Origin of the sequence: Microcoleus sp. B4-C1 (assembly GCF_036705285.1) — a bacterium.
Classification (GTDB): Bacteria; Cyanobacteriota; Cyanobacteriia; order Cyanobacteriales; family Microcoleaceae; genus Microcoleus.
Map to the genome: position 1 here is coordinate 16,373 of NZ_JAUBUC010000078.1, position 13,953 is coordinate 30,325.

The following is a 13,953-nucleotide window of genomic DNA, read 5'->3' on the forward strand; positions in this document are numbered from 1 at the left end:
TGCCCAACCCCTACTCCCCACAAGCAAAATATGGAGTTGTTGTGGAACAGGCATCTTGCCTGTTCTTAACAATAGTGATCGGGAGTGAGTTATTACCGATCGCCCTTTTGTTGAGCAATTAAAGCTTTAGCTTGCTGCCATAGAGATTCTAACTCTTCTGGGGGATAATCTGACAAAGGTCGATCGCACGCAGCCTCTACCTTCGCAAACCGCTGCACGAAACGATCGTTTGTTCCTTGCAAAGCAGCCGACGGATCTAAATCGTACCAGCGAGCTAATTGAATCAACACAAACATAATATCTCCCAATTCCGACTGCTGGGCTGCCTTATCCTCGTGTTTGAGAGCGTGTTCAAATTCTGCCATTTCTTCGTGAAATTTCTCCCAAACGCCGTCTACACTGTCCCAATCAAAACTCACTTCCGCAGCTTTTTGAGAGATTTTCATCCCGGCGGCGATCGGCGGCAAAGTGCTGGCATAACGGCTCATTTTCGAGGCTAAAGTTGGCGGCTTTTCCGATGTTGTGCCTTTTTCTGCTGCTTTGATTTTTTCCCAGTTTTCGTTGACTTCATCGACGCTGTTGATTTCGACATCGCCAAAGACGTGGGGATGTCGCCGAATTAGTTTTTCTGTAATGCCCGCAGCTATTTCGGCGAAGGTAAACTGATTGGATTCGCTGGCAATTTGAGCTTGCAGAATTACCTGTAACAGTAAGTCGCCCAATTCTTCGACGATCGCATCTTTATCTCCTTTGCGAATCGCGTCGGCGGTTTCATAAGCTTCTTCGATGATGTGAGGAATTAGAGTTTGGGGAGTTTGGGCTAAATCCCAAGGACATCCGCCGTCTGGCGATCGCAATTTAGCTACAACTTCTATAAGTTCTTCGAGTGCTGTGAGCGATCGACTTTCAGAATTAGACATAATAATTTACCTTTTAGATTTGCTGGAAGTGCGGCGGGGAGGTTGGCGTTTGCGCCTCTTAATTGTGCCAGGAGGGCGCAACCCGCTTAATCCTTTCTTTTTGAATTTTTTGTAAGCCGAGCCGCCCCAATCGCTCAGATAATGGCTCATAGCGCCCAATTCTAGACCGATGTAAACGGCTAAAATTTCGATGTGGTGTTCCCAGATCGATCGCCCGTAACTCAAAACCACATCCTGCCAATTCCAGCCGAAGTTTCCGACTTTTTCGGCAATTGCCAATCCCACGATTCCGAGAACCGCGATCCAGATAGCGAGGTACAAGATTCGCAAAGCAGTGCCGATCAGAGGGCCGTGGGACAAAAAAGAACGGTGGCGCAGGCTTTTTTGGTACGGGAGCCAAATCGGTTTGAACCATCCCCAGCGCTGATACTGGCAAGAGTAGATATCCAAGTCGGGGCCAAACATCAGCCCGCCGAATAAGAAGCTGCCGGAAACGAGCAAAGTCAGGTTGCTGCTCTGAGTCTGGCCAAAGGTGAGGGCTGCCACCAAGGGCAAACTCCACATGGTTATTTGATCGTGGGTGCGGCCAGAGGGCATTTAAAGTTTAGGATTTTTTTTACTTGATCTTTCTGAGTTACTGTGATATGATAAATCCCGGTGAGTGCAATTGGGTGATTAGCTCAGTGGTAGAGCGCCTGCTTTACACGCAGGATGCCGTAGGTTCAAATCCTACATTACCCATCCGATAACTCAATATCAACAGTTTCAGCCGTTTTTAGCCGTCAAGCCGAGAACGGCTGTTGCTGTTGAGGGTTGACTGTTGAATTGGGTGACAGAAAACAATGGGATACAAGCCTCCTCCTTTTAGGGGGACTTTCGGTTCTGAATTTCTCCGAAGAGGATTTTGAATAAATGCAGTGCTGTTTGTTCAGACTTGCTCTACAATTGTTTTATGTTAAATCTCACCTACGAGTACAAGCTCATTCCTACCGATACGCAACGCCAAACTTTCGACCAGTGGCTCAATATTTGTCGCAAGGTCTACAACTTTGGATTGCGAGAACGAAAAGATTGGGTTAATTCTCGTAAGTGTGATATCAACTCGTGCAGCATTAAGCAGGAATACATTATCCCGGATGATGCACCGCGTCCAACCTTTGCCCGTCAATGCAAATCATTGGCCCAAGCAAAGAAGTTAATTCCTGAGTTGAAACTGCCTCACACCCATGTCTTGCAGCAGGCGTTGCGCCAATTAGAGGCAGCGTTTGTGGGGATGTGGGAACGAGGACACGGTTTTCCTAGATTCAAAAAGCGGATGCGCTCATTTGTGTTCCCTCAATTGAATCTAGAATCCGTTAAACAGTTTGATGGTGCCGATTGGGTCAACCTGCCCAAGATTGGGTTAGTTAAAATGCACCTGTCGCGTCCAATTCCTCAAGGGTTTGATGTCAAGCAAATTCGCGTTATTAAGAGGGCTTCTGGCTACTATGTCATGCTCACTTTGCAATGTGATATCAAAGTACCTCAAGCCTCACCTTCAGGACATGGATTAGGGATTGATTTAGGGTTAAAACATTTTTTGGCAACTTCTGATGGTGAATTGATTGATAGACCTCGATTCTTTGTGGATGGACAACGCAAGCTGAAATTGCTGCAACGTCAACTCAAGCGTAAGAAAAAAGGCTCTAGAAAGTTTCGTCAAATTCATCACCAAATAGCGAAGCACCACGAATACATCTCGAACAGTCGCTCATACTTTCATTTCAAGACCGCTCATCATTTATGCAACGCAGCCCACACAGTATTTGCTGAGGATTTGAACCTCAAAGCAATGTCAGCCGGAAGGCTGAGCAAGCACACGCTTGATGCAGGGTTTGGTCAGTTCCTGAATATATTGAGCCATGTTTGCTTTAAGCGAGGTGCATACTTCGCAAAAGTAGACCCCAACGGAACAAGTCAAACCTGCCCATTATGTCAAACCCATACAGGTAAAAAAGAGTTATCCCAACGAGTGCATAAATGTCAAACCTGTGGCTATGAAACAAATCGAGATGTTGCAGCCGCGCAAGTAGTATTGCAGCGTGGATATACAGCGGTTGGGCAAAACGAGCGTGAATTTTGGGGAGGGCAAGCTACATGAGTAGTCCCAATGAACCAAGAATCCCTGCTCCTTTAGGACAGGGAGTTGTCAAGACTAAATTTAACATTGTGTGGCGGATGTCTCAAAAGTTTGCACTCAATGCTAGAAAATTAATTAATTGATTTTCTTTTTGAGAACCGTGTATATGAAGCCTAAAATAACGAGCCCGATCGCGTGGCAGCAAGCTGAACTGCTCATGCAGCCAGCGATGATCCGAGTGATCGACAACATCCGCAAACAATTAGAGGAGTCAGTTTGGACGGGTACTTATCAACAAGTGCAGATTCCAATTCCGGGCTATCAACTAATTTTAGAGCTTCAAGGCGAGCAAAGATGTGTCGATATTTGGGAACTTTGCTATCGAGTCTGCTTTGTCAACTACCAGCCCGCCCACAGTCAAATCCAAAGCCAAGAAGTTGTAATTGATACTAGCTTGATTGATGATGAGACTGGCGATGTAGATTGGAATCGGCTTGATGCTAAAGCCGGCCAATTAATACAAGAAATATTCGCTAATTTGGGCAAATAGTCAGTTGAGAGTTGTCAGTTGACAGTTGTCAGTTGTCAGTGGTGAGCTTTCCAGCCAACAGCGAACAGTCAACAGTCATCAGTCAACAGTCATCAGTTAACAGTCAACAATTAACAGTCAACAATTAACAGTCAATAAAATCTTATGATTCAAGAATTGCACGACATTCAAGCAGCGACAGGTGCTACTTTTGCAGAGTTAACAACCAAAGAAATTGTGCCAGTCAGTTTTGGTAACGACGCAGAAGCGATCGCAGCAACGAAACAAGGTGTAGCTTTGTACGATCGCACTCACTGGGGACGCATTCAAATCTCAGACAGCGATCGACTGCGGTTCTTGCACAATCAAAGTACCAATAACTTTAATATACTCAAACCCGGTCAAGGTTGTGACACAGTTTTCGTCACATCCACCGCCCGGACGATCGACCTCGCCACCGCTTATGCTACAGAAGATGCCGTACTGCTGTTAGTTTCGCCCAACCGCCGCCGCCAACTACTGGAATTGCTCGATCGCTATATTTTCCCAATGGATCGCGTCGAGTTAACAGATTTAACCGATACAACTGTTGCTTTCAGTGTCCTCGGCCCGGAAAGCACTCAACTATTAGAAAAAATCGGAGTTACCGAACTCGAAAATCAACCTTACGCTACTCACAAATTGATAAAAAACCCCCCTCTTTCCCCCCCTTACGAAGGGGGGGATGAAGGGGGGGTTCGAGTTGCGGTTGGTAGCGGTTTAGCAACTCCCGGATACACGTTAATTGCGCCAGCAAGCGATGCAGCCCACTTGTGGAAAGAATTAGTCAAAGCTGGGGCCGTACCGATGGGCGATCGAGTTTGGGAACAACTGCGAATCGAACAAGGACGCCCCGCCCCCGATTTTGAACTCACAGACGATTACAACCCCTTAGAAGCCCGCCTTTTACACACGATTACCTATGACAAAGGTTGCTACATCGGTCAAGAAACAATTGCCCGGTTGAACACCTACAAAGGAGTCAAACAAGAACTTTGGGGCGTGCAGTTGAGCGGTGCGGTTGAACCCGGAACAGCAGTCACAATCGGAGAGGAAAAAGTCGGCAAACTCACCAGTTTTACGGAAACTGAATCCGGCTTTTTTGGTCTTGCTTACATCCGCACAAAAGTGGGCGGCGAAGGATTGAAAGTGCAGGTAGGAGAAATGACCGGGGAAGTAGTAAACCTGCCTTTCTTAAGTTTGTAAGCTTGGGTTTGTAGTGATGACTTTATTCCTCATAGATTGAATTCCTCACTACGAACCTATAGGGGGTATTCTACTGGACATCATAAGCTAGATCAGTATTTAAATTGCAGGTCAACAAATAATCAAACTCTTGTGGGACGTTGCTCCGACGCCGCCCCAAGTATGCAGTTTAAATGCACAATAGCTGATTAAATTATGACATAATCTTCCCCCAAAACAGCTTGATTGACCTGCGGTTCCGGCTCTACTGGGTCGCTGTAATGAGTGTCAATGTGTTTGATGAAACTTTCCCGATAAGCTTTGAGATGCGAGTTAAGTGCTTCGATATCCTGCTCTCCTGTCGCGAAACCCCTCTCTCTTCTAAATTGACCCGATTCTTTAACGAAAGCCATGTCAACTTGCCACAAAGCCTTATCAATCGGGCGATAGGACAAATCAACAATATCATAAGCTGCGAATCCTTGAGACTTCATAAAACTCATTACCTCATACATCTGACCAAACAAAGTAACTTCTACAATTACATATTCAGTCTGCTGCAAAATCTCAGTTGCTCCCGCTAAAACATTTAATTCCTGTCCGTCTACATCAACTTTAATTAAATACGGGCCTGGCAATTTTCTTTCCCTGCATATTCCATCCAGCGTAATTGCTGGTATGTTTCTCACATAAGGATTGCTGCTGTCAGTAACGCGATTTTCAGAAAGTGAAGAATGCACCATACCGGGACTGACGTTGAGGGTGAAAACTCCCGCTTCTTTGGTAGCTGCTGCAATAATGTATTCTGCACTTTTGAGCTTGCGGCAAATTTTGGCGAGGTAAGGTTCATTTTCGGCGATCGGCTCAATTAGCAAATGTCGCGCATCGGGGAAAGTTTCGTAAAGATTAAAAGTTCCCAAGGCGGCACCGACATCAATCACAGTTCTTGGTTGAAAACCTAAGTCTTTAGCCAGCAGCAAGCTGCCTGACATCGAGTTTCTGAGAATTCCTGTTTGTTGTTGGTTCACAATTTTTTCCAGATTTCAATGTGGATAAAGTTAATAGTATGTCTTGCAGCAGAGTTATTGTATGTCCGAATAAAGAAACGAAGCAATCGCCGAGGTTTGCTATTTCTTCGTTTCTGATCGTAATGACAGAAATAGGTTTTAACTCAGATGTTGCACCATTGTCAATCAGCTTTTTAGGAACAGGCTTTTCGGCCTGTTCCACAATATATATAGCAATCCTTGCAGGAGTAAAAAGATGTAGGGGTAGTGCTAAGAGTGCCTACCCTGCCTCATGGGGCAACCACGGGGGGTTTGCCCCTACAAAAATTACACAAATGATTTGGGATTGCTATAGTAAATTTTCTTGTGGAACAAGCTGGACGGCCTGTTCTTGAGAATGGTGCAAGATGTGAGTTTCCATGTAACCTGCTACTATTTCGCGGATTTGTGCGCCTTGTTTTCCGGTTCGACAGATTGCAAAGCTTCGTCGAGAATTGCACGGGCTGACTCGGCTTTACTCCTAGCATCTCGATAGCGAACGTTAGCTTGAGCGAAGTTTTTGAGAACCTTGAAACCGTCTTTGAGGCTGGCGATTTCCTCGGCAGTCACAGCTTCATCTGTAAACAAAATGTCGATCGCCGCCCGGATTTTGAGTGCTTCTTCGCGGGATTCCATGACTTTCAATTTGAGACTTGCCAAATTGCTCAAAATCTGGACGGCTTCAGTAATCGCATCCTCGCCGTCAGACGCAGCATCTTCGATATCCTTAACTTCAACAAACTGTTTGGGCCCAAATCCCTCCATGAGTTCCGTAGGCAGCTTGCCCTCATCCATGAGATCCATCAGCCGATCCATCGCTTCTTCACGGGCTTTGGCTGAATCTTTCCCCTTGACAGTTAAAATAATTTCGGGGCTTTGAGGAAGTGTATAGCGAACCATATTTTGACAGCCTGTGCGCGAAAACAATTGAATGATATTTTATCTTTATTCGATCGCCAGTTGCAGCTATCAATCCGCTCGACTACCAACCGCTTTCCAAAACTTGACACATATACACTCAAAAGGAACCCTCGACAATGAAAGATAAATTTCTTAACTTTCTCAACTTGATTTTAGTAGCTGATGTGTTTTTCGTCTTTGCCATTTTTGGGTGGTTTGTGATCGCAGTAGCAGGTCGATCGACCGGAGTGAATCTCGGTTTTGATTTGTGGTACAGTCTCTGGCAGCCCGTATTTAATCCCGCCCTGGGAATTCTTATGGGCGGTGCTATTCTCAGCGGTATAATTAACCAAGTTTCTAAACGCCTCAATCCCAAGTAAAATTGATGTTTTGTGGGAGACGGTGATTGGCGATGCTACTTAGTTGGCGATCGAACTTGTGAAATGCTTCAAAGATGAGGCACTTCATTAAGTTGATGAAGCTGGAAAATACATAAGTAGTCAAAAACGAGTGAAAAGCTCCCCAAAGGAGCGATATCTTATCAAAGCAATCACAAAAGTTATGATAGCTTTACATTCTGTTACAGAGTAAAGTTTATTTTCGCCTACCTATTTACGTCGAAAATCAGGATTGGACGATCGGGATCTAAAAATATCAACTCATGTTCTGATGAACAAAAGTCGGGCAATTATGGGAGAACAAAAATGTATCGGTATCCTCACCAGCGGAGGTGACTGTGCAGGCTTAAATGCAGTTATTCGAGCCGTTGTCTACCGCGCAACGGGAACTTACAATTGGAAAGTGATGGGGATTCGTCAAGCCACCAACGGATTGATGAGTCGTCCCCCTCAAGCAATTCCCTTGGATATTGAGAAAGTAGACTCGTGGCTCACCATTGGCGGTACGATGCTAGGCACGACAAATAAGGGCGATCCTTTTGCTTTCCCCATGCCGGATGGGACTCTACGCGATCGTTCTGACGACATTATCGAAGGCTATCATCAATTAGGTTTGGATGCTTTAATTGGGATTGGTGGCGACGGTAGTCTTGCCATTCTCAGGAAGATTGCTCAACAAGGTAATTTGAATTTAGTTGCGATTCCTAAAACTATTGATAATGATGTTGGAATTACCGAGCGTTCTATCGGTTTTGATACTGCGGTAAATATTGCCACTGAAGCACTCGATCGCTTGCATTTTACTGCCGCAAGTCACAGCCGCGTCATGATTGTTGAAGTCATGGGACGCGACGCTGGACATATTGCGATCAGTGCCGGAATTTCTGGAGGAGCTGATATAATTTTGATTCCAGAAATCCCTTACACAATTTCCAAAATCTGCGCCCAAATCCAAGAACGCCAAGACCGGGGAAAAAACTACTGTTTAATTATAGTAGCGGAGGCAGTTCGCACTGAAGAAGGCGAGTTAGTAATGCAAACAAATCGCTTAGGCCAAAGTCGATTAGGGGGAATTGGTCAGTATTTAGCTGATACAATCTCTGAGTGCAGCGGTGCAGAAACTCGCGTCACCGTTTTGGGACATATTCAACGCGGAGGAACTCCTTCATCGCTAGAAAGGTTAATTGCTTCTGCTTTTGGCGTCGCAGCAGTTGATTTAATTGCCGAAGAGAAATACGACTGCATGGTATCTTGGCAAAAGCGGGAAGTTGTGAGCGTTCCTCTGGAAGATGCGATCGCCAAATACAGACCTGTAGACTTCGATGGTACTCTGGTTAAAACGGCCCGCGGTTTAGGGATTTGTCTAGGGGACTAAACAATTACCCCTCCGATTTCTCAAAGATTTAGTCGGGGACGCACTCAGAACCAAGAAACCGGCTTTTTTAACCGAGACTGAGGGTTTTAAGCTAGTGTATGGTCGTAAAAAAACCAAGGTGATGACCAAGAATTTCAAAGGTGGTATCCGCCACGTGATTTATCCGTGGAATCAATCCAAAATCGAAAATCGAAAATCCTCAAGCCCCCGCATTTATCCGTGGGATAAATCTAAAATCTAAAATCTAAAATCTAAAATCGATTGACCAAGAATTTCAAAGGTGGTATCCGCCACGTGATTTATCCGTGGAATCAATCCAAAATCGAAAATCGAAAATCCTCAAGCCCCCGCATTTATCCGTGGGATAAATCTAAAATCTAAAATCTAAAATCTAAAATCGATTGACCGTCTGTGCTTCCAGGACTAAGATTAACCTGGAAGCAGTGACGTTTCAACTATTTAGTGTAACTTGCAATCAGTTCTGAGCCAGTATCGACCCAGAGTGCGATCGCACTCGGAACTACAAAATACCGCAACAAGTGGAAAGGGGAGAAATTGACACCATTTACTACACAAATTAGAGTGCGACATTATGAAATGGATGCTCTCGGTCACGTAAATAATGCTGTCTACCAGCATTATTTAGAACACGCTGCGATCGAACATTTAGAACATTTGGGATTTACTCTCGATCGCTACCGGGAATTGGGCGGCGTCTTTGTAATGCGACGGATAGAAATTGACTATTTGCGATCTGCCGCATCGGGCGATCGATTGGAGATATCCACTTGGATCGAACAAATGCGCGGCCCGCGCGCTGTCCGCCGCTACGAAATTCGCTTAGCTGGAAATGAGGAAATCTTGTTAAAAGCAGAGGCGCTTTGGGTTTGGGTTGAAGTTACCACCATGCGCCCGCGAGCAATTCCCAAACAAATAATTGATATTTTTCAAGATCAGTTTCAAGCATTACCAACACCAACCAAAAATTAACTCTTATATTTGAAAAGTGCTGTAAAAATCTCCCCGTTTGTAGTGAGGGCTTGGGCCCGATATTCCCCATTTGTAGAAGTGCAAAAGGTTGATTGTCGCCGGGGCCGCAAATCCCGATCGCAAAAAGTCGGATCGCCCGCCTGCCAGTTTGGATGCCGCAGAGGTACGATGGAAGAGAGGGAGGGAGGCCAAGCCCGGTAAGGTTAAGCTTGGCGACAATACCCACAGGAAGGGAAAAATGACACTTAACTTGCGGCGACCGATTTTGATAGGCGGAATAGGACTTTCAGCAGCGCTGTGGCTGCTGGAAACTCTACAGCATTCGGGTTCAGAAATGGGCGAAACGGCACTCATCGGCTTGGCGGCTGCCGGTGCGGGGTATTGGTGGTGGAAGCAACAATCCCCCAAACTCGAACTCGCACTCCCGCAACCCCTGGCGAACCGGGAAGCAGCCGAAAAAGCGATCGCGGCTTCAGAAACCGCAATTAAATTGCTGGCTTCAGAAGCTCAAAACTCTGCTGATCCTGCTAATCTAACAGCACAGCTCGATCGGCTCAGAACCGAATTAGACAGACAAGATTTGCGGATTACCGTAACTGGCGGCAAAGCTGTCGGCAAAACTGCCTTAATTCAAGTTTTAAATTCTAATTGGGCATCTCAACACCCGCAAAAGCTTAGTTTACAAGAAACTGCAGCGCTGTTTGCTAATACAAATGCGGATGCCAAAATCAACGGTGATTTAGTGCTGTTTGTGACAGCGGGCGACATCACAGATTCCGAATTTAAAACATTATCTCAGCTAGCTTCGGCAGGTCAGCGCGTGCTGCTAGTCTGGAACAAACAAGACCAATATTTGCCAGAACAGCAGTCCCAGGTTTTGAACTCTTTGCAGCAGAAAATGCAAGGAATATTGGGGACAGAAGAGATAATTGCGATCGCAGCTTCTCCCAATTCTATTAAAGTGCGCCAGCACCAAGCGGACGGCACATTTAAAGAACGGATTGAAAAGCAAGTCTCTCAACTCGACGCGCTGACGGAAAGATTGACTAAAATCTTAACTGAAGAACGGCAACAGTTGGTCTGGGCGAGTGCAGTGCGGGAGGCTGCAAGTATCAAGCTAGAGGCCAAAACCTTATTAAATGCAGTCAGGCGCGATCGGGCAATTCCCATTATCGAACAATATCAGTACATCGCCGCCGCCGCCGTCTTTACTAATCCGGTTCCAGCTTTAGACTTGCTAGCAACAACCGCCATCAGCACCCAACTCGTAATCGATCTCGGCGCCATCTACCAGCAAAAGTTTTCCTTAGACCAAGCTAAGACAGTAGCGGGGACTTTGGCTAATCAAATGTTTAAATTGGGATTAGTAGAACTGTCTACTCAAACTATTACTGGACTGCTGAAAAGCAATGCCGTCACCTATGTAGCAGGAGGCGCGGTGCAGGGAATTAGTGCAGCCTATTTTACCAGAATAGCTGGATTGAGTTTAATTGAATATTTCCAAAGTCGAGAAGGGGAAAATGCTGCCATAGGCATTTTAAATATCGACCAGTTGACTAAAACTTTGCAAGCAGTTTTTACGCAAAATCAGCAAGTTTCCTTCTTGCAATCTTTCGTCAACCAAGTGGCGAGTCGCCTTTCATCTCAGGTATCTGGGCCCGAAACCGTTAAGTCCGTGGCCAATTAAGTAAAATAAAGGAACAGGCTTTCCGGCCTGTTCCACAAGACAGTTTTTCTGTTGTGGAACAGGCCGGAAAGCCTGTTCCCCGGCATAACTAGGCAACCAGTTAATATTTTCCTTCTTCCTTCAGCCTTCTGTTATACAATCAAATAAAGTTTGCACGATGATACAAACTCAACCCAAAATACTAACCTTTGAAGAATTTCTAGAAGACAAAGCCGAGAACAGATGCTACGAACTTCACGACGGGGTAATGGTTGAAATGCAGCCAACAGGAGAACACGAAGATATCACAGCATACCTTGTTCAAGAATTTACGCGGCTAGACACCCAACTGCAACTTCCATACCGCATTCCCTCGAAAGCGCTAGTTAAGCCCCCAGCTAAAGATACAGGATATATTCCTGATGTTTTGCTATTAAACCGTCAGGCTTTAGCGTTGGAACCCTTATGGTTGAAGTCAGCAACAATCACCCAAGGAACATCTATCCCGCTACTTGTTGAAGTTGTCAGTACCAACTGGCGCGACGATTATCTCAAAAAGTTGGCAGATTACGAAATGATGGGCATCCTCGAATATTGGATTGCGGATTATGCTGCATTCGGCGGAATACGTCATATTGGCGACCCCAAAGAACCCACCATCTCGGTTTGTCAGCTCGTGGACGGAGAGTATAGGATTACACAGTTCAGAGGGAGCGATCGCATTATTTCACCTACATTTCCCAATATGGAGCTGAACGTCGATAGAATTTTACGAGGCGGAGCCTAGTGTTAGGGAAAAGAACAGGCAAGATGCCTGTTCCACAAAAATTTTTTGTTATTGTGGAACAACAGGCAAGATGCCTGTTCCACAAAAATTTTTTGTTATTGTGGAACGGGCATCTTGCCCGTTCAAGATTTTTTGGAAAACTCACAACTAAAAAATTATAAATTTATGAAAAATTGTATTAAAATAAGAAATAGGATTTATAATTCGACGATCAATTATACCTGCTTTAAAAAGCCGATCGCCAATGGCTGACAATTCCCTTCAAGAAAATCGCTTATCCCTTGCCCGCGCCAGTTTGCGCGAAGCCCTGGCGCGCTACTCCCACCTGCGCCAAGGGAAAAAAAACTCGAATAATACAGAATTAGAAGCGGCGCTGCAATATCAGTTAGATATTTTAACTTCCACCTCAGAAAAACTAGACCACAACATAATCCGCATTGCTACTTTCGGCTTAGTCAGCCGTGGCAAGTCAGCCGTATTAAACGCGCTTTTAGGTCACAAAATTCTGCAAACAGGCCCTCTCAACGGCGTGACTCAGTGGCCGCGTTCCGTGCGCTGGAGTGTGCCTTTATCCTTCCTGGACAGCGAGGAATCCCCCCAACCCCCCCTGGCCAAGGGGGGGAAAGGAGGCGTGCAAGTAGAATTAATCGATACTCCGGGACTTGATGAAGTTGGTGGCGAAGTGCGCGGCGAAATGGCGAAACAAGTAACTCGCCAAGCTGACTTAATTCTGTTTGTCGTTGCAGGCGATATTACCCGAACTGAGTATCAAGCACTGTGCGAATTGCAAACAGCTCAAAAACCGGTAATTTTAGTTTTTAATAAAATTGACCTGTATCCAGAATTAGACAGAAAAGCTATTTTCCAAAGTTTGCAAGCGCTGGCAAATTCTGAAGAGTTAGCAGCCGCTGCGGTAACAGAGGAAACAGATAGCGAAAATTTGTCCGATCGCCCAAACAACCCATCTGATAAATCTACTGCAAAATCACCGCCTAAAACTTCCAAATCTTTAGAAATAGTCATGGTAGCCGCCGAACCAGCACCGGTGCAAGTGCGGGTGGAATGGGCCGACGGAAGAGTAACTAACGAATGGGAGTCGCCCCCCGCGCAGATAGACGAACTCAAACATAAAATTCTGACAATTCTTAACAGAGAAGGTCGATCGCTCCTCGCTCTAAATGCTTTAGTTGAAGCTAGAGATGCCGAAGCAAACATTGCCCGTCACGTTCTCAAATTGCGACAAACAGAAGCCGAAGATTTAATCTGGCAATTTGCAAAATATAAAGCTTTGGCTGTCGGTTTAAATCCAGTGGCATTCTTGGATGTAATGGGAGCAAGTGTCGCAGATTTAGCCTTAATTCGCTCTTTATCGAGACTTTACGGCTTACCCATGACTGGTTACGAAGCCGGGAAACTTTGGCAGACTATTTTCTCCAGCGCTGGCGGCGTACTTTTGGGAGAATTGGGTAGCAGTTTCCTCTTGGGATTTGGCAAAAGTGCAGCGGCTGCGGCCCCACACATCGGCTTTTCTACTTTTGCCGGAGTCGCTGTCACTCAAGCTAGTTTAGCAGCTTACGGAACCTACGCTGTCGGTCGTGCCGCCCAAGTTTACTTAGAAAAAGGCTGCACCTGGGGCCCCCTGGGACAAGATACGGTAATTCAACAAATTCTCGCTACCATCGAGCGTAATACAATTATCGATCGCCTGCAGCAAGAGTTTAAAATTGGCACTTAAAAATTGCCCTAGTAGTTGAGTAGGGTGCGTCAGGAGAGGGTTATTTGTGATAATTGAAGAGTTAGGATCTGACGCACCCTACTGCTTTTATTCTTCTACAACTGTCAAAAAAGAATGCAACTGTAGGTAAACTCCAAACCACCATGCTCATCAGTGATACCCCCTTCTTTAATCTAAAATCTAAAATCTAAGGAATGAGAATTAAATAACTTCCACAAGTTTGTGGGATGGGCGTCCCGCCCGTCCTTTTTGGACGGGCGGGAC

At 45.5% G+C, this 13,953-nt stretch carries 15 protein-coding genes and 1 tRNA gene; 11 read left to right on the plus strand and 5 right to left on the minus strand.

Features of this window, described 5'->3' with window-relative positions; translation table 11 throughout:
* Window positions 1–92 precede the first annotated feature (92 nt).
* Window positions 93–920 (minus strand): nucleoside triphosphate pyrophosphohydrolase, encoded by an 828-nt coding sequence (mazG, locus tag QUB26_RS24560; RefSeq protein ID WP_333320093.1) that lies wholly within the window; start codon window positions 918–920, stop codon window positions 93–95.
* Window positions 921–926: 6 nt separating this feature from the next.
* On the minus strand, window positions 927–1,517 hold the full coding sequence (locus QUB26_RS24565; RefSeq protein ID WP_333245678.1) for a metal-binding protein: 591 nt from the start codon (window positions 1,515–1,517) through the stop codon (window positions 927–929).
* A gap of 72 nt (window positions 1,518–1,589) precedes the next feature.
* Here QUB26_RS24565 and QUB26_RS24570 point away from each other — a divergent pair.
* The 4 genes from QUB26_RS24570 to ygfZ all read left to right on the plus strand — a co-directional run bounded on the left by QUB26_RS24570 (window position 1,590) and on the right by ygfZ (window position 4,813).
* Window positions 1,590–1,661, plus strand: a tRNA-Val gene (locus tag QUB26_RS24570).
* Between the two features lie 211 nt (window positions 1,662–1,872).
* Window positions 1,873–3,060 (plus strand): transposase, encoded by a 1,188-nt coding sequence (locus QUB26_RS24575; protein ID WP_333245675.1) that lies wholly within the window; start codon window positions 1,873–1,875, stop codon window positions 3,058–3,060.
* Window positions 3,061–3,205: 145 nt separating this feature from the next.
* Window positions 3,206–3,589: a hypothetical protein gene (locus QUB26_RS24580; protein ID WP_333245672.1), complete on the plus strand. Its 384-nt coding sequence runs from the start codon at window positions 3,206–3,208 to the stop codon at window positions 3,587–3,589.
* A 144-nt stretch (window positions 3,590–3,733) separates the two neighbouring features.
* Window positions 3,734–4,813, plus strand: coding sequence for a CAF17-like 4Fe-4S cluster assembly/insertion protein YgfZ (gene ygfZ, locus QUB26_RS24585; protein ID WP_333320095.1), 1,080 nt, complete (start codon window positions 3,734–3,736; stop codon window positions 4,811–4,813).
* A 188-nt stretch (window positions 4,814–5,001) separates the two neighbouring features.
* Here ygfZ and QUB26_RS24590 read toward each other — a convergent pair whose 3' ends face one another.
* The 3 genes from QUB26_RS24590 to QUB26_RS24600 all read right to left on the minus strand — a co-directional run bounded on the left by QUB26_RS24590 (window position 5,002) and on the right by QUB26_RS24600 (window position 6,738).
* Window positions 5,002–5,820 carry an FkbM family methyltransferase gene (locus tag QUB26_RS24590; protein ID WP_333245666.1) on the minus strand — a complete coding sequence of 273 codons (819 nt, stop codon included), beginning with the start codon at window positions 5,818–5,820 and terminating at the stop codon, window positions 5,002–5,004.
* Complete coding sequence (locus tag QUB26_RS24595; protein ID WP_333320098.1) at window positions 5,759–6,022, minus strand: hypothetical protein; 264 nt, start codon at window positions 6,020–6,022, stop codon at window positions 5,759–5,761. Before QUB26_RS24595 ends, QUB26_RS24590 begins: the two co-directional genes overlap by 62 nt.
* Before the next feature lie 209 nt (window positions 6,023–6,231).
* On the minus strand, window positions 6,232–6,738 hold the full coding sequence (locus tag QUB26_RS24600; RefSeq protein ID WP_333212447.1) for a hypothetical protein: 507 nt from the start codon (window positions 6,736–6,738) through the stop codon (window positions 6,232–6,234).
* Window positions 6,739–6,875: 137 nt separating this feature from the next.
* On the opposite strand from QUB26_RS24600, the gene QUB26_RS24605 reads away from it, so the two are divergent.
* From QUB26_RS24605 to QUB26_RS24635, 7 genes are all read left to right on the plus strand, one after another.
* Window positions 6,876–7,118: a hypothetical protein gene (locus tag QUB26_RS24605; protein WP_333052315.1), complete on the plus strand. Its 243-nt coding sequence runs from the start codon at window positions 6,876–6,878 to the stop codon at window positions 7,116–7,118.
* A 310-nt stretch (window positions 7,119–7,428) separates the two neighbouring features.
* On the plus strand, window positions 7,429–8,511 hold the full coding sequence (locus tag QUB26_RS24610) for an ATP-dependent 6-phosphofructokinase (protein ID WP_333320107.1): 1,083 nt from the start codon (window positions 7,429–7,431) through the stop codon (window positions 8,509–8,511).
* A gap of 555 nt (window positions 8,512–9,066) precedes the next feature.
* Entirely contained in the window at window positions 9,067–9,501 is a 435-nt protein-coding gene (locus tag QUB26_RS24615; RefSeq protein ID WP_333320100.1) for a thioesterase family protein, read from the plus strand.
* A gap of 238 nt (window positions 9,502–9,739) precedes the next feature.
* The gene (locus QUB26_RS24620; RefSeq protein WP_333320102.1) at window positions 9,740–11,188 is read left to right on the plus strand and encodes a slr1306 family protein; all 1,449 of its coding nucleotides are present in this window, start codon (window positions 9,740–9,742) and stop codon (window positions 11,186–11,188) included.
* 157 nt (window positions 11,189–11,345) lie between these two features.
* The gene (locus QUB26_RS24625; protein WP_333320104.1) at window positions 11,346–11,954 is read left to right on the plus strand and encodes a Uma2 family endonuclease; all 609 of its coding nucleotides are present in this window, start codon (window positions 11,346–11,348) and stop codon (window positions 11,952–11,954) included.
* Between the two features lie 23 nt (window positions 11,955–11,977).
* Entirely contained in the window at window positions 11,978–12,115 is a 138-nt protein-coding gene (locus QUB26_RS24630) for a hypothetical protein (RefSeq protein ID WP_333302560.1), read from the plus strand.
* 83 nt (window positions 12,116–12,198) lie between these two features.
* Window positions 12,199–13,689 (plus strand): DUF697 domain-containing protein, encoded by a 1,491-nt coding sequence (locus QUB26_RS24635; RefSeq protein WP_333057649.1) that lies wholly within the window; start codon window positions 12,199–12,201, stop codon window positions 13,687–13,689.
* The last annotated feature ends 264 nt before the right edge of the window (window positions 13,690–13,953 follow it).